The organism is Dyadobacter sp. 32 (assembly GCF_902506755.1).
Taxonomy (GTDB): Bacteria; Bacteroidota; Bacteroidia; order Cytophagales; family Spirosomataceae; genus Dyadobacter.
In genome coordinates, this window is record NZ_LR735258.1 from 1,687,023 (window position 1) to 1,704,506 (window position 17,484).

A 17,484-nucleotide genomic window follows, 5' to 3' on the forward strand; every position below is an offset into this window, starting at 1 on the left:
CTGTCTAAAAGTTTTAACTTTAAAACAGAACATGGAAAAGACAGAATTTGAACAGATGCGCGACAAAGCGCTCGAACAGTTGATGAAAGGACAATCATTAACTAGTAAAGATGGAGTTTTCGCCCCCTTACTCCAACAATTTTTAGAAAGCGCTCTGGAGTCAGAAATGAATACTCATCTAAATGAGCAGGAGCGAGAATCAGGTAACAAGCGAAATGGGAAAGGGAGCAAGCGTTTAAAGACGATGTCTGGTGAGATTATATTAACTACGCCAGAAGATAGAAAGGCTACTTTCTCGCCACAAATTGTCAAGAAACGCGATCCCGTCCTGGCTGACAATTTGGCTCCTCAAATTATTGGCTTATACAGCAAGGGAATGAGTTTTCGGGATATATCCGACCACATCCAGCAGATGTATGACGTTGTATCTCGTGCTACGCTCTCAGAAATCACCGAACGCGTAATTCCGCAAGTCAAAGAATGGCAAAGTATGCCATTAGAGAGCCTTTACACAATTGTGTGGCTGGACGCCATGCACTATAAAGTTAGGGATGGAGGTCGGGTTGTCACGCGTGCTGTCTACAATGTGCTTGGTGTAAATCGACATGGCTATAAAGACCTGATAGGCATGTATCTATCAGAAAGTGAGGCGGCCGCCGCGCGGGCGCTAACTTCTGCGGGGCCGCGGCGGCTTTCAGTTCTTACTGACCTTAAATCCAGGGGAGTGAAAGACATCTTGATGGCATGTACGGACAATCTCACTGGCTTTTCCGAGGCAATATTGGCTTCTTTCCCAGAATCAGAGATTCAGAGTTGCATCATTCATCCAATTCGCAATTCGCTTAAATACGTGGCTTCCAGGGATCAAAAAACTTTCATGCAAGACTTAAAAACGGTCTAACAGGCCTCTACAAAAGATAAAGCAGAATTAGAGCTTGATAAGCTCAATGATAAATGGGGTGGCAAATACCCGGTCGTAATTAAATCCTGGCAGAATAACTGGCATAAACTATCTACCTATTTTGCTTATAATGAGTGAATTAGAAGACTTATTTATACGACCAATGCGGTCGAAGGCTTTCATAGGCAAGTTCGCAAGATCATAAAGACAAAAGGCGCTTTTCCCAATGACATGGCATTGCTGAAATTGATATATTTATCAGTCGAAAATATCAGTAGGAAATGGACATCGCCCTTGCAAAACTGGGCACTTACTGCCCAACAATTGCTTATCAAATTTGGCGATAGAGTGCGAATGGACCTTTAATTTTGCCCTCCAATATAAAACGCAAAAATAGCCAGTTATTGAATTTATCAAGGGTAAATGAACGGCCTAGTGCCTCCGCCGCCCTTGACAAACCCAATAACAAGCAAAAAAGCATTTGAAATCGAAAAGAAAAATTAAATTTGAATCAACTTAGATGGCCAGACAGAGTTCAGATTACACTCCCTTAAAGAGAATCTGTTTCCCGTAATCTATGCTGCTGGTTACGGCTGTCAGGTGTTATATATCGTTCCCGATTTAAATCTTACGATCCTAACATTACATCACAACGCGTCGGATCCTCCCTGCCTTCATTATTTACATGAATTCCCCAATACGTCCGCTGAAATGACTCAACATCCTTAAACACTTTTCATCAACAACCTTCGCATAAAATTGATCGTCATAATTGTTCGTGGTGAGAGCTTCAAACCTTTGGCTCAAAGTCTCCATTGGAATGTTTGCATTAAAGATTAGAATGTCCCATTTGCGGGTTTCATTTATTTTATTTGGACAAAAAAGAAATGCGATACTTATTGAAAATTTCCACCAGATCAGAATTACTAACAAACACCGCTTCATTCTTGTAAAGAAGTGATATTTCATACCAAAAATCCAAGCCCTCATCCGTGTTGATCCAATCACAGAATTTAGTTATCAAATGATGATGAGAATCACAGGCACTAACCCATTTGTTATCAAGTTGCTGCGCCATTCGGGAACCAATGATGGAAGGAAATTTTTGCAGGTAAATTTTGGATTTATCATAGAGATCCATAGTCTGTACGCAACTAGTTCTCATCACTCCTTTGCCTTCAACCTCTATATAACTTTTTTTGGTCAAGATCTCCTCCAAATCCCGCATATCCGAGCTTATTTTTTTATCGACTATTTTTGCATAAATCTGCGTTGTAGTTACTTTTCGATGACCTAGCATTTTCGAAATACTTTCGATTGGAACATTATTGGCTAAGGTAACTGTGGTGGCAAATGTATGACGAGCCAAATGAAAGGTGACTGGCCGGTTTATTTCACACACATCGGCAATCTCCTTTAAGTAGGAGTTCATCCGTTGGTTAGTCATCACCGGCAATAACCGTCCTGTGGAAGCACATTGTGGATGACCTTTATACCTGTCCAATATTTTCTGGGCTGCCGGTAAAATCGGAATATTTGCCGGTGTATCTGTTTTCTGACGCTTAATCGATAGCCATTTTTTCCCGTCAAATCCGTCAATAAGCTCCGTTTTCCTAAGTTTATAAACATCCACATAGGCAAGTCCAGTGAAGCAAGAAAATAAAAATATGTCTCTCACCTTTCTCAAACGGTCATTGGAAAAATGCTTCTCTTGTATTCGCCTGAGTTCCATTTCGTTTAATGGATGCCTGTCAACTTCTCTTTTAGACATGTTAAAGGCGAAGAAAGGGTCTTTTGATATCCAGTTGTTTTTAACGCAAATCAGGACTATTTTCTTAAAATAGACGAGGTATTTCATGGTGGTATTGTGAGAGATATTTCGCTGGCTTTTAAGATAAAATGCATAAGACGAAATAAGCTCATAATCCAGTTTTTCTATAGGAAGATCTGCCACTTTATATTTCCATAGTAGGAATTCCCTGACATTCCTTAAAGCCGCTTCATAACGGTTGTAGGTTCCCTTTGCAAAATCTTTCCCCACCAACGCTTCCATCTCTTTATTGTGTTGGCTAAATACCCCAAGAATCATTTTCGTCTGGTCTGTAGCGCCGGTGAGGGCACCTTTAATAGCCTCCGCAGTTATGTCAGTACCAGCATCGATAAGCCGTCTATGGGCTTCGAAAACCTTGAGTTGTAAACTGTCAAGATAAGAATTCAAACTTCGGGCCTCATCTTTCGTCCCAAATTTTCTACCGATGGAAGGATTCCATTTTTCTGGTTCACAGTCTCGTTTTGTCGCTAGCTCAATACGACTTCCGTCAACAGTAAACCGGATATAGATAGGTACTTTACCATTAACATAATTTTTAGGTTTTCTTAGAAAGAAAAGTAGAGTGAACGTTTTACTAAGCATAACATACCTGTTTTATGTGGATAAAATTAGGTTTGCAGCCTTTAAATATCAAGATGTTTTCGCCAAGAACTAGTTGTCATACAGACACTTACAAGCATTCTGGTGAGTTAATTTTTGAACTATCGGCAAACTCCCGAATTACTCACCAGAATTATGCGAAAAATTGAACATTTTGAGACTTTCACAAAAAAATAAAACCCCGTAAATCATTGATTTGCAGGGTTTTAGTTGATTTTGATTAGCTATCTAGTGCACCCAACGAGATTCGAACTCATATCGTCGGTACCGGAAACCGAAATTCTATCCATTGAACTATGGGTGCTTGTGGCTTTGAACCGCTAACGGGGTGCAAATATAGCTCCTAATTTGATTTTATGACAATCTTGGCGACTAAAAGTGCAAATAAAAATACACAACAACGGAGGATCTACGATTACAGCGCCTGCATCAGCTCCCAATCCTTAACATCTTTCAGATAAAGGAAGTCCAGCAATATGCCGTTGGTATTGGTAATCAGCTTGTGCCCTTCGGCAAAAGGAACCACCACGGTATGTATGTACTCATGTTCCGACAGCATGCCTTGTGTTTGGTTGTCGTAAGATTGTATCTGCTCCATAGTCAGCTCCAGTTCACAATAGAACAAAAACATGGCCTCATCACTGGTACCGGTAGACGGGTAGAACGGATCCTTGTTGAGCTGGATCAGCTGTTTTTTTTCAATGGCTATACCCGTCTCCTCAAAAACTTCCCGGGCTGCAACCGACGCCGCATCACTTTCGCTGTCCAGCATGCCGGCAGGATGCTCATAGGTCAATGATCCGTCGCAGATGCGTCGCTGCTGTACCAGGATCAAAAATTTCTGACGGGTAATAGAATCAATAAGACAGATCAACACACACACCACTTCCCCTTTCAGGAAGCAAATCGGCGGAATTTTATTACCTTCCGGCGTAGTGGCATCGGTATAAAGCAACGAAAACAACACCTCTCCGTGACCATTATACCGGGTATATAATTCGTCAATGTCATGTATTTCGAGCCCACTTTTGAGCAGCTTGTTTCGCCACAAATTATACTTGTGTGCATCAACCAGTTTCTGGTTATCCTTTGGTTTTGGCATCGTTTGGTGAAGAGTAGGAATCCGGACACGCAATACGTTTTGATTGGGCGCCTGATCTGGGAATTAATTGTATAACGGAAACGAAATGGATACGGAGGGTACAGCGTAGGATTTAGAAAACCGATTCTGACCGTTATCCAGCTTTTCGGAGGTGGTGTAGGTGGTCCGGCCCATCACATAGCCCACTTTCACGCCGATGGTGGTGCTTATCCAATATCTTAGGTAGAGTTCCGATTGTCCATTCTGGTTTTGGAGCGCAACGGGAAGCATATTGAAAAACGACGGTGCACTGCGAACCAGTGTGTTGTAGTACCCTGCTTCATCGTCTTCAAAAGCATAATCCTTGGTGTAAAGTCCGTTCCTTTTGGCTCCGAACGCCAACCCAATCAGATCTGTGTTACCGCCAATGTCGAAATCACCAAACCTGAAATTAAGACCCGCCAGAATACTCAATCCGTTGGAGGTAATCTTACCATACTTCAGATAGTCATTGGAGATACTTGTCTTTTCGGGCATCAGATCCGTTTTACCGGCGTAGTAACCCCAGGTCCGTACTCCCCAGCCAAAGCGTAACCATGAAAAATTGGTCAGACTGAGCTCCTGATGGTAGGTAACCGCAGGTACCCAGACCTTATCCTGATAGCCCAGCCCAAGGTCTACACCGGAGGTAACCCGAGCCGTGGTCTGAGCAGAAACTTGCAAGGAACAAAAAAAACCTATTGCGAAAAGGAACCTGTTAATTTTCATTTTTGAGCTAATGGTAATACGGCAAAGGTAGAAAAATGTTACAAAAAATAAGGCGGGAATCGAGCTCCCGCCTTAAAAACATGTCATGATATCTATCCAAAAATAGTACTAAAAGCACTATTGCGCTTTCGACAATGATCCGGAGATCTGCCTGTTGGCATTCTTCTTAATTTTCAATACGACGGCCCCCATCGGTGGCAGATCAACCTGAACAGAATGGGTTCTGCCGTGCCATTGTTGCTTTTCGGCCGTTACAGCGGCAACATTAACCATGCCGCTGCCATAAAAACGTGTTTCATCCGAATTAAATACCTCCTCCCAATCTCCTTCTGAAAGCACGCCCACACGGTATGAGAACCTCGGTACCGGCGTCAGATTCAGAACGATCACCGTATTTTGGGAAGGGTCGATTGCCTTCCTTGCGTACACCAGTACAGAATTCTCACGATCCTGTGTATCAATCCATTCAAAGCCTTCATGCGCGAAAGAAAAGTCGTACATAGACGGCTCCGTTCTATACAATTGATTCAGTGCCTTAAAACACTCTTTCATTCCCTGATGCGGGGCAAATTCAAGCAAATGCCAATCCAGGCTCTGCTGAAAGTTCCACTCGGAAGTCTGCCCGAACTCACATCCCATAAATACCAGTTTGGTACCCGGATGGGTGAACATGTAGGTGAACATCAGCCGCAAATTGGCAAATCGCTGCCACTCGTCGCCGGGCATTTTATTGATCAGGGAGTGTTTGCCATACACCACCTCATCATGAGAAAAAGGCAGCATAAAGTTTTCCGAAAAGGCGTAAACGAGGCTGAACGTCAACTGATCCTGGTGCCATTTACGGAAGGCAGAATCTTTCTCGAAATATTTCAGTGTATCGTTCATCCAACCCATCATCCACTTCATCCCAAATCCAAGGCCGCCTACAAATACGGGTCGCGAAACGCCCGGAAAGGCGGTGGACTCCTCGGCTATGGTCTGGATATCAGGAAATTCGGTATAGGCAGCGACATTCATGTCTCTCAACAGCAGTATTGCCTCCAGATTCTCCCGTCCACCAAATTCATTGGGTATCCACTCCCCGTGATTTCTTGAATAATCGAGATAAAGCATGGATGCAACCGCGTCCACCCGAAGTCCATCGGTGTGGTACCTGTCGAGCCAGAAAATCGCATTACTGATCAGGAACGACCGGACTTCATTGCGACCATAATTGAAAATATAACTTTTCCAATCGGGATGATAGCCCTTTCGGGGATCCTCATGCTCATACAGGGCAGTGCCGTCGAAACGGAATAAACCATGCGCATCGCCCGGGAAATGGGAAGGAACCCAGTCCATAAACACGCCAATTCCTTCCTGGTGAAGACGATCAATCAGATACATCAGCTCCTGCGGTGTTCCCATCCGGGATGCCACAGAAAAATAGCCGGTTATCTGATACCCCCACGACGGCGGATAGGGATGCTCCATAATTGGCATTAGCTCTACGTGGGTAAAACCCATCTCCTTTACATAAGGAACCAGTCCCTCGGCGATTTCCTTGAAGGTAAGATATCTTTCAGGGTCTGATGGATCGCGCTGCCAGGATCCCAGATGAACTTCATAAACGGATATCGGTGCATTGAGCTTGTTTTTCTCTTTTCGGACCTTCATCCATTCCGCATCCTTCCACTCATACCAGTTGTCCCACACGATCGAAGCGGTTCGCGGCGCCACTTCACACCATAGCGCAAAAGGGTCCGATTTCTCCAAATGCTCGCCATTGGCACCCACAACAAGATACTTATACACCTCCCCCACACCTATGTTTGGTATCCATCCTTCCCAGATTCCTGAGCTGTCCCACCTTGCCGCAAGAAAATGTGCCTCCCGGTTCCATCCGTTAAAGTTCCCAATGACCGATATGGCTTTCGCATTGGGTGCCCACACTGCAAAGTAGGTACCCACTACACCTTGATATTCCATCACATGAGAACCCAGCTTTTCGTAGAGTTTGAAATGTTTACCCTGACGAAAAAGGTGAATGTCAAAATCTGTAAATCGGCTAAGTGGTTCTACGTCTTTTAGTTGATTTACCAATGTTTCTTCGCTCTTTTTTGCCGAAGAAGCCTTTGGTGTTGATTCTGCTTTATTTTTAACGGTTGACTTAGCCATTGGTTATTAGTCTATTTAATCATTATCGGTTAACAGGATGTAATATTTACAATTTTATTAAACTATTTCTTAAAATGTATATATTTTTTTTAAAGCAATTTCACTTGTCCGTTACCGGGTATTCCGGATTTACTTCGTTTGAGCGGCTTTTTCTGCGGCGTTCAAAACACGCATAATATTACCTCCCCAAATTTTGGTAATATCCTTTTCGGAGTACCCTCTCCGCACAAGTTCCTCGGTAATGGTTCGCACTTCACTTACATCGTTGAGCCCTTGCACCCTTCCACCTCCATCAAGATCCATACCAATGCCTACATGATCTACACTGGTTAGTTTAATAACATGCTCAATGTGGTTCACTGCATCCGCTACCGTGGGCAGATCCTTCTCGTATTTTTTACTGTTAGCTTTCAACTCCGCCGCCAGTTCTTTCTTATCAGCCTCCGACAAATCAGTCTGACGCATTTTCAAGCGTATGGCCTTCATGGATAATTCCTGATCCTGAGCCGGCTTTTTTACAAAACTCGGAACAAAATTGATCTGAATCACACCACCATTGCCAGCCAGTGTTTTGATCATATCATCGGTCATATTCCTGGGTACATCACACAGCGCACGGCAGGACGAATGGGAGGCAATGACAGGCGCTTTGGTTAGCCTGATCACATCGTAAAACGTAGAGTCCGACACATGCGAAATGTCCACCATGATCCCCAATCGGTTCATTTCCTTGACCACTTCCTCACCAAACACGCTCAATCCATTGTGTTCGGGTCCGTCGGGATCCGTTGAAGAATCACATATATCGTTGTTGGCGGAGTGAGAAAGCGTAACATACCTGAGCCCCTGATCGTAGTACATTTTGAGGTTATTCAGATCGTTTCCGATAGGCCATCCGTTTTCCATTCCGAAGAAAACAGCGCGCTTTCCCTGCTTTTGAAGCCGATAGGCATCTTTTGAGGAAATAGCGATACCCGCTACATCGGGGTGTAGCCGTACAGCTTCATGTATTTTATCGAAAATAGCCAGCGCCTTTGTCTTGGCTTCGGCATTGGCAACGGCGGTACGCCTCCCCTGCCCCATATACACCGCAAAGAACATCCCGTCCATGCCCCCCTTTTCCATGCGCGGAAAGTCTATTTGAGTCCCATCCTTCTCATAATCATGTTCCAACGCCACATCGAAGCCGTCTTTCATCATATTGATAGGGACGTCGGCATGGGTGTCAATCACCAAGGCTTTCGCATGTATCCTGGCAGCCTTTTCTTTGACTGGATCTTGTTCAGTTTGAGCGAAAGCAAGAAGGGGGCACACCAAAAAGGCAAGAATTTTTTTCATATCAGTATTTGGAGTGAAGAATGCAACAGGGCATAATTTGGCCGTTTTTTTCCAAAAAACCAATAAATCTAAAGAATTACCGGCCATCCAGCTCCTCCCGGTAATCTTCAATCCGCAGTAAGTGGAAGGGCATTATATACGGATCAAGCTCGACATAGTTCCAATAACCCTTCCAGGTGTAACGGGCGCCGGTAATCAGGTCATGAACAATGTAGGGTTCATCGTGGGTTTTGCCTATTAAACTGCCGGGGACACCAATCATGCTAACTTGGCGGTGGTGGGCATCCAGATTGATTACACACAAAATCCTGTTTTGCCGACTCACCTTAAGATACCCCATTATATCCGGATGACCCGATTGGCAGAAGTGAATGTTGTGGGTACATTGTAAAGCCTCATTCTCCTTCCGTATCTGATTGATCAGGCTGATCAGATAAGTAAGCTTTGTTTCCTTTTTCCAGTCCCAGGTTTTTATCTCGTACTGTTCTGAATCCCAGTAATCCTCCCTACCCGGAAATGGTTCGAAGGCCACCTGTTCGAAAACAGGACCGTAGATACCATAACAACTTGACAATGTGGCGGCCAGAAAAAATCTTATTAAATGCTGTGGTTCATGCCCCGACTGTAAATTATAGGGATTGATCTGATGGGTATTGGTCCAAAAAATCGGCTTGTAATAATCCTTCAGGGGTGAAGTTGTAAACTCCCTGACGTATGATTCGAGCTCCTGACGCGAATTTTTCCACATAAAATAGGAGTCAGACAGCGCAAAGCCCGATTTTGCCAGGTGGCCCATCGTGGATGGACGAGCGAATGTGCCGGCATAAAAAACGAGATCAGGAATCTTCTCCTGCATCCATTCGATAATCTGCATCCACCAGGTAAGTGGCTGGTTATCGGGACGGTCGATCCTAATGACACGAACACCCCAGGCCGACCACAAACTGATAATCTTCACAACCGCAAGCTGCGTTTCAAACCAATTGAAACTCGTAACCACCAGCCCATGTGCGTCATTGACGGCTGATGTCAACGGTTTTTCCAAAATCCCGCTGTCAAACCAATCCGGATGATCCTTTAACCAAGGGTGGTCCGGGGAAAAGTACAGTGACAGGTCCATCGCCACTTCCATCCCTAAAGATTCGCTTTCTTTGATCAGATTTTTCAAATCTTTCACTGTGCCTAGTTCAGGGTGCACCGAATCGTGACCACCCTTCCCGCTACCTATGGCATAAACAGACCCAGGGACGTCCCCTGATCCGTTTTTTAAGCCATTTTTCCCCTTTCTAACCGTGGCTCCAATTGGGTGAACAGGGGGGAAATGAATTACGTCAAAGCCCGCGTCTTTGATGCGGGGTAAAAGTCCGATAACGTCACCAAAGGTGCCATGTGTACCCGGTACGGAGGACGACGACCTGGGATAAAGTGTATACCAGGCGCTGAATAAGAGGCTTTTTCTGTAAACTGTAATTTTTATTTCGCCGGACTCGCTCACGCCCTCGCGGACAGGATAGCGATGTGCCCATTCTGTAAAACGAAAGCTTGTCGCCATTTGCAGGCTTTCCTCGAGGCGTTTTTCATCACCAAACATACGCAAGGCTTCCTGAAGTAAACGGCCGTCTTCCGAGCCGGAAAGTTGGTACATAAGGTTCAAAACTGCGGTTCCCTTGGCAAGCAGATCTCCAATAGGCTCCTGAGAACGCAGGTGGCTGATAACTCTGTTTTGCCAGGTTACCGCTTCATCCACCCACGCCCTGATTTTGTAAACGTAATTTCCCACAGCAGACACAGTGAATTCGCCCTGCCATCTGTCGTTCTCAAGGCAACCCATATAGGATTCCTGCCAATCTTCATCCACCACATTTTTGAATAGAATGCACGCTGCCACCGCCTTTTTCCCATATCCCAGAATATCTGCCACTACCTGAATACGCTCCTCCTCCACTGCCTTTACACAAAATAATCCCCCATCCACCTGCGGTAAGATGCCCTCAATGATTACCAATTTAATTTCTTTCTCGGGATGCTTTGATTTCATGTACCAGACTCAAAGGTTAGGCTTTGGAGATTTGTATGCAACCAAAACTAATTCTAATTTTTCAACAATAAATGCCATTTTGTAAATTGTTATAGGCCAATCTTCCGTCTCACACAGAATCTGACATTTTACAGTTGTCCATAAAAGTCGGCCTGCGCGACCAAAATTCATCGTCGTCAAGGCCCCTGGTCCTTCCTCCATCCTCCTTTTACGCACTCTTAACTATATTTGTACTAAAACCGAACTGTCTGATTCCCTATGAGAATACAATTAATCATATGTGCTCTGCTTTGCGCAAACCTGAATGCTTTTGCGCAAGTCGGTAAAACCACCTCTGGCAACCCTGTTTTTCCCGGCTGGTATGCAGATCCTGAGGGTATTATCTTTGGAAAACAATATTGGATCTACCCAACTTTTTCAGACAAATACGAAAAGCAGGTGTTTTTCGATGCGTTTTCATCCGCTGACCTTGTCCATTGGCAAAAACACGAAAAGATACTGGATACCTCAACTGTAAAATGGGCAAAAAAAGCCATGTGGGCTCCCTCAATCATTGAGAAAGACAAAAAATATTACTTGTTTTTCGGAGCAAACGATATTCAGAGCGATCAGGAAAAAGGGGGAATCGGGGTGGCCGTAGCCAATAATCCCGCCGGGCCCTTTAAGGATCATTTGGGCAAACCACTGATCGACAAGTTCTACAATGGTGCTCAGCCCATCGATCAGTTCGTCTTCAAAGCGCCTGATGGCCAGCACTATCTGTTCTATGGAGGGTGGCGACATTGTAACGTGGCCAGGCTTAATCAGGATTTTTCCGGATTTCTACCCCATGCCGACGGCAGCATTTTTAAGGAGATAACACCAGAAGGATATGTAGAGGGGCCCTTTATGTTTGTAAGAAACGGCAAATACTATTTCATGTGGTCGGAAGGTGGCTGGACTGGTCCTGATTATTCGGTGGCCTACGCAATCGCGGACTCGCCATTTGGCCCATTTGAGCGCATTGGCAAAATACTTAAGCAGGATCCGGCAGTAGCCACCGGAGCGGGGCATCATTCCGTAATACAAGTTCCGGGCAAGGATGAATACTACATTATATACCACCGGCGGCCCCTCTCAGAAACCGACGGGAACCATAGAGTGACCTGTATCGACCAAATGACCTTTGACGAAAAAGGATTTATAAACCCCGTGAAGATTACCCATGACGGCGTTCCGATGAAGAAAATAACAAAGTAATATAGAACCATGTTTATCATGGGATTTTTTAAATAGAGACGAGCCATCCGGTACGTTATGATGTGGAAGTAAATTTTCGTATTTCAGGACTTTCATTTTTTAAATATAAACTATCCTTAAGTGGAAATATTGGTGACTCGATCGTTAGAAACACTTCATGAGGAGGAGCTCGTTGAGCTGATCGTTAGCCATAATCATGAGCTTGCGTTCGCAGAGCTGTATCGCCGTCATGTACGCCTGCTCGTGCATACGGCCATTCGGAAGACGGGTTCAAAATCAACCGCAGAAGATCTTGTACAGGAGATTTTTGTGCATTTTTGGCTGCTAAGACACAAATTCGACATCCAAAAAAATGTGCAGGCGTACCTGAACGGTATGCTGAAAAACAAAATCATTGATCACTACCGGAGGGAACAGCAAAAAGTCCCGGTGTCTCTGGATGAGGCAGAAAATCGCCCCAGTGACGATACGCAGGAATTACTTAACCATAATGTCCTGAACGATCTGTACAAAGAGTCACTGCTCAAGCTTCCTTCCAAATGCCGGTCGGCTTTTGAGCTGAGCCGGAAGGGATATAGCATGAAGGAGATAGCCATGCTGATGGAAATTTCTGAAAAAACCGTTGAAGCGCACATATCCAAGGCATTGAAGATACTTCGTATTGAAATGAAAGATTACATTTCTTTTGCTGTACTGGGGGTTTCCACGGCCCTGTTTTAGATAACAATTCTGCCCTATCTCTCAGTATTTGAGAGAATTATCCTGTTTCCTGAAAATAAATTCATATTGCACTAAGGGATGCGAGAACGATTACCCGACTGTACTGTTGTGTGTAATCGTTGACTCCGGATTTCTAAAACCTTATGAATAAAAAGACACCTTCCTCCGACCTCTTAAAACGGTATCTTTCGGCTGATTGCACGGATGCTGAAAGGAAAAATGTGGATGCCTGGTACAAAACGCTTCAATTGGATTCAGATGAAACATTCAGTGAAAATGATCAGCAAATTCTGTTTAGCAGAATTGAAAGCCAGATCGCGGAAGAACAACCCGTTTTGAATAAAACAAAAACCCCGGTTATAAACTGGTGGATGTATGCCGGAGGCATTGCGGCTATGCTCCTGCTTTCTCTGGGATTATACCATTACCGCTCCGTAACAGATTCTCAACAGCAAATTTCAGTCGCTGAATCTTCCGTTTCAATTACCAATACACAGAAGAAAACATTGAGATACGAGCTACCCGACAAAAGTATAATCTGGTTACAGCCAGGTGCCGGTTTAAAGTATGCCAACACCTTCGATTCTGATAAAGAACGGGAGATCAGTTTCAGCGGTGAGGCCTTTTTTGATATAGCCAGGAATCCGGATCGGCCATTTATCATCCATAGCGGCCCGATGAAAACGGTGGTACTGGGTACCAGTTTCAACATACGGGCAAACGCAAAAGATATTACCTACCAGGTTTCGGTCGTGACCGGTACGGTTTCGGTGAGCAAATCAGACGGCACTACCGACACCGGGACATTGATGCTGCATCCTGCTCAACAGGCTACTTTTTCCACCGCCACAAACCACCTCACACTGCATACGATAGCACCAAAAAAAACAGACATAGAAACGTGGCAGCCCATATCACTCCGGTTCGACGATACGTCTTTGTCCGAAATCGTAAGCCAATTACAGAAGTCCTTTGGAGTTAAAATTGAACTCGCCAATCCGAAAATGAATAATTGTGTGCTGAAAGTTGATTTCAATCAGCAAAATCTGCCCGAGATCCTCGAAATGTTGAACACCCTGTTGGGCAGCAATTATGAAATAGAGGGTAAGAACATCGTAATTACCGGTGACGGATGTTCAGACTAAAATCCCTGAATTAATAAAACCTATAAACCCACAGGCCTATGAAGCAGTAAACCATGCAAAACGGTCAAAAAAAATCAGGAGTGGTTGCAACACTCCTGAAATACAACTGACCAAACCCGCTTTAAGCGACAGATTTTTCCGATCCATTCAATCAGTCATTCGTAAAATTATGAAGAAACACCTGTATTCCAATTATGGAATTCTACTGACCATTATGCGCGTAACCTTTTACCAACTCGTGTGCATTGTTTTCCTGTCGGCGATGGCTTATGCCCACCATACGCCTGCACAGGAACTTCTCAACCGGGGAGTTTCCATCAAACTTAGCGCGGTAACGCTCCGGCAAGCGCTAAATGAAATCGAAACAGATACCAAAGTCCGCTTCGCTTATAGCCGGGAGCTCGTTCGTAATGTGGAGCCCATCACCATCTCGGCTAAAAACGAACCCCTTTCCTCGCTTCTCGACCGGTTGTTAGCACCCTTGGGAATTAGTTACCGGGTGGTGGACAATCAGATACTTTTATCCAAAACAAAAAGAGAAGTACTCCTTACACCGGTACCGGAGAACAAGCAAACGGCAGTAAAGCCTGTAACAGACCTTGAAATAGCGGGAATTGTAACCGGTACTGATGGATCGGAACCGTTGCCGGGAGTGAGTGTGGTGATCAAAGGCTCAACCGCCGGAACCACCACCGACATTGAAGGCAAATACAAGCTTACTGTTCCGGAAAACGGAGCGATCCTTATTTTCAGTTTTGTAGGTTACGTTTCACAGGAAATGGCAGTGGGCACCCGCACGCGCATTGACGTGAAACTGCAGGCCGACATCAAAGCACTTAATGAAGTGGTGGTGGTAGGCTACGGAACCCAAAAACGGGGTGACATTACCGGAGCAGTGGCATCCATCAGTGCCAAGGACATTAACGGACTGCCAACGGCCAGTCTGGACGGTGCACTCACAGCCAAAATGCCCGGCGTATATGTTGCACAGTCTACCGGGACACCCGGAGGCGGACTCAGCGTGCGTGTGCGCGGAACAGGTTCCATTGGTGCCGGCAACGAACCGTTGTACGTCATTGATGGATTTCCGGTGACCGCGGACTACAGCCAGACCAACAACCCTTTAAAGTCCCTAAATCCCAATGACATTGAATCCATAGAGATCCTGAAAGATGCATCATCCACTGCCATTTATGGATCCCGAGGTTCCAACGGCGTAGTGCTGGTGACAACCAAAGGCGGAAAATCCGGCAAAATGAAGGTGGACATAGACACCTACACCGGTGTTCAGCGTGTTACCAAAACCATGGACCTAATGAATGCCCGTGAGTTTGCGCAATACATCAAGGATAGCCGTAACAATGCCTGGGTGGATGCGGGTGGAAAACCCGAAGACCCCAATTCTGCAAGGAGTGCCATTTACCAGATACTCCCTGCATTACAAAACCCGGATGCCCTTGGAGAGGGGACAGACTGGCAAAATGAAATTTTCCGCCAAGCCGCCACGCACAACGTTCAACTTACCCTCTCGGGAGGAAATGATAACGTACGTTACATGACTTCGGGCGGTTATTACAAGCAGGATGGAATCATCCTCAATTCCGGCTTCGAACGCTATTCCTTCCGAGTGAACCTGGAAGCGCAGGCTACTAAAAAATTTAAAATGGGGCTCAACCTTACGCCTGCCTATACCATCAGCAATCCCACCAACTCCGAAGGACACTGGTCTGGTGGTGGTATTGTACTGTCGGCATTGACGATCGCCCCTCACCTGCCGGTCTACAATGAAGACGGAACTTATACCACCGGCCTCAACCTTGGCAACGGATTCAGCAGCATCGAAAACCCGGTAAAACTGGCGAAGGAAAGAGTGAACAGGATGAATGAGCTCCGCCTGCTTGGTACGGTTTATGGAGAGTATAAACTGCTCAACAGCCTCACCTATAAACTTTTACTAGGTACCGACCTGCAAAATGCTACTACCAAAACTTTCCGCCCGTCCATTGTGGGTAACGACGGGGCCGTGCCGCCCGTAATCCCCTCCGGAACCAATGAGAACAGAAACTCATACAACTGGCTGATTGAACATACGCTGAATTTCGCAAAATCCTGGAACAAACATAATGTGAACGTTTTGGGTGGATTCACGGCTCAAAAAGTGAATTCGCAGTATGCCTTCATCAGCTCCACAAATTTCCCCAATGACCTGGTGGAAACACTTAATGCAGGTATAGTATCATCCGCTACAACTACAGCAGATGAATGGTCGCTCCTGTCATTTCTTGCCAGAGCCAATTATAGCTACGCAAGTAAATATTTGTTCACCGCAACCATGCGCCGCGACGGCTCCTCCCGGTTTGGCGAAAACAACAAATGGGGCGTATTTCCATCCATTTCGGCAGGATGGAGAATATCGGAAGAAGCCTTCATGAAAAATATTCCAGTGGTGAATGAGCTGAAACTGCGCGCGAGTTACGGCCATACCGGTAACAATTTCATTGGAAACTATGACCACGTAGGTCTCCTTGCCAAAAGAAACTATGTGCTCGGGAGCGGAACCGGATCTGTGGTCAATGGTCTTGGCCCGAACCGGATCAGCAACCCCAATCTGAGCTGGGAGAAAAACAAACAGATGGACGTAGGACTTGAACTCGGCCTGTTTCAAAACAGAATTTTCATTGTGGCCGACTATTACAAAAAAATTACCTCGGATCTGTTGCTGAATGTACCTACGCCGTCCATTACCGGCTACACCACCGCACGTCAGAATATCGGCAAGATTGAAAACAAAGGCTGGGAACTGGGACTCACTACGCGTAATCTGGATAAAAGCCTGAAATGGACCACTGATTTTAATATTTCGTTTAATAAAAACAAAGTACTTGCGCTCGGGCCCAGCGGGGAACCACTCTACGGAAACTATCAGGTCACGAGTAGCCATATCACCCAGATCGGTAGCCCGATGGGTAACTTTTACGGCTACGAGGCAATTGGTATCTTTCAAACTCAGGATGAGATCAACAACAATCCAAGCTTCGCTGATTCGAAACCTGGCCAACTACGGTTCCGCGACGTAAATAATGATGGCAAGCTGAGCACCGATGACCGTACGATCCTTGGAAATTCACAGCCTGCTTTTATTTACGGACTTACCAATACTCTATCGTACAAGGGATTCGATGTCAATGTTTTGTTACAAGGAGTACAGGGTAACGAAATCCTGCATTTGGGAAGACGTTTCTATGCCAATTATGCCGGCACGGCCAACGGACTGAGCGAAATGACCAACAGCTGGAAATCTGCACAGGATCCGGGCGATGGCAAAACGCCCCGTGTGAATCGGGACCTCAATCGTTACAGCAACAGCAATGCCAGTGCAAACATTACTTCCATTTTTGTAGAAGACGCGTCTTTCCTACGGATACGGAACATTGCTTTCGGATATAGCGTCCCGGCCAAAGTGCTGGAAAAGGCCAAACTTCGTGCGCTACATGTGTATGTAAACCTTCAAAACCCGGTAACCTGGACCAAGTATACGGGCTACAACCCGGAAGTGAATGTGCAGGGAGCGTCGTCTCTCGAACCCGGAATCGACTATGGTGGCTACCCGATAGCCAAAGTGTACACCGTAGGATTGAACATCGGTTTTTAACCCATAAATAGAAT

General features: G+C 45.3%; 10 protein-coding genes, 1 tRNA gene and 1 pseudogene. 5 read left to right on the forward strand and 7 right to left on the reverse strand.

The genetic code is table 11. The features are described from left to right. The first annotated feature begins 31 nt into the window (after positions 1 to 31). Positions 32 to 1,267: pseudogene (locus tag DYADSP32_RS06840) on the forward strand (IS256 family transposase). Between the two features lie 502 nt (positions 1,268 to 1,769). On the opposite strand, the gene DYADSP32_RS06845 reads toward DYADSP32_RS06840, so the two are convergent. The 7 genes from DYADSP32_RS06845 to DYADSP32_RS06875 all read right to left on the reverse strand — a co-directional run bounded on the left by DYADSP32_RS06845 (position 1,770) and on the right by DYADSP32_RS06875 (position 10,714). Further along, positions 1,770 to 3,314 carry a site-specific integrase gene (locus DYADSP32_RS06845; protein ID WP_149243425.1) on the reverse strand — a complete coding sequence of 515 codons (1,545 nt, stop codon included), beginning with the start codon at positions 3,312 to 3,314 and terminating at the stop codon, positions 1,770 to 1,772. A 250-nt stretch (positions 3,315 to 3,564) separates the two neighbouring features. After that, positions 3,565 to 3,636: transfer RNA gene (locus DYADSP32_RS06850), tRNA-Arg, on the reverse strand. Positions 3,637 to 3,747: 111 nt separating this feature from the next. Further along, positions 3,748 to 4,434: an NUDIX domain-containing protein gene (locus DYADSP32_RS06855; RefSeq protein ID WP_149243424.1), complete on the reverse strand. Its 687-nt coding sequence runs from the start codon at positions 4,432 to 4,434 to the stop codon at positions 3,748 to 3,750. Positions 4,435 to 4,497: 63 nt separating this feature from the next. Continuing rightward, the gene (locus DYADSP32_RS06860; RefSeq protein ID WP_149243423.1) at positions 4,498 to 5,181 is read right to left on the reverse strand and encodes a hypothetical protein; all 684 of its coding nucleotides are present in this window, start codon (positions 5,179 to 5,181) and stop codon (positions 4,498 to 4,500) included. Between the two features lie 117 nt (positions 5,182 to 5,298). After that, the gene (glgB, locus tag DYADSP32_RS06865) at positions 5,299 to 7,338 is read right to left on the reverse strand and encodes a 1,4-alpha-glucan branching protein GlgB (RefSeq protein ID WP_149243422.1); all 2,040 of its coding nucleotides are present in this window, start codon (positions 7,336 to 7,338) and stop codon (positions 5,299 to 5,301) included. Between the two features lie 129 nt (positions 7,339 to 7,467). Then, positions 7,468 to 8,676, reverse strand: a complete 1,209-nt coding sequence (locus tag DYADSP32_RS06870) for a dipeptidase (protein ID WP_149243421.1) — start codon at positions 8,674 to 8,676, stop codon at positions 7,468 to 7,470. Between the two features lie 76 nt (positions 8,677 to 8,752). Next, positions 8,753 to 10,714 (reverse strand): maltotransferase domain-containing protein, encoded by a 1,962-nt coding sequence (locus tag DYADSP32_RS06875; RefSeq protein WP_149243420.1) that lies wholly within the window; start codon positions 10,712 to 10,714, stop codon positions 8,753 to 8,755. Positions 10,715 to 10,972: 258 nt separating this feature from the next. On the opposite strand from DYADSP32_RS06875, the gene DYADSP32_RS06880 reads away from it, so the two are divergent. The 4 genes from DYADSP32_RS06880 to DYADSP32_RS06895 all read left to right on the forward strand — a co-directional run bounded on the left by DYADSP32_RS06880 (position 10,973) and on the right by DYADSP32_RS06895 (position 17,470). After that, positions 10,973 to 11,953, forward strand: a complete 981-nt coding sequence (locus DYADSP32_RS06880; RefSeq protein WP_149243419.1) for a glycoside hydrolase family 43 protein — start codon at positions 10,973 to 10,975, stop codon at positions 11,951 to 11,953. 132 nt (positions 11,954 to 12,085) lie between these two features. Next, positions 12,086 to 12,673, forward strand: a complete 588-nt coding sequence (locus DYADSP32_RS06885; protein WP_414617586.1) for an RNA polymerase sigma factor — start codon at positions 12,086 to 12,088, stop codon at positions 12,671 to 12,673. A 143-nt stretch (positions 12,674 to 12,816) separates the two neighbouring features. Then, the gene (locus DYADSP32_RS06890) at positions 12,817 to 13,818 is read left to right on the forward strand and encodes a FecR family protein (protein WP_149243417.1); all 1,002 of its coding nucleotides are present in this window, start codon (positions 12,817 to 12,819) and stop codon (positions 13,816 to 13,818) included. 169 nt (positions 13,819 to 13,987) lie between these two features. Further along, positions 13,988 to 17,470, forward strand: coding sequence for a TonB-dependent receptor (locus tag DYADSP32_RS06895; RefSeq protein ID WP_149243416.1), 3,483 nt, complete (start codon positions 13,988 to 13,990; stop codon positions 17,468 to 17,470). The last annotated feature ends 14 nt before the right edge of the window (positions 17,471 to 17,484 follow it).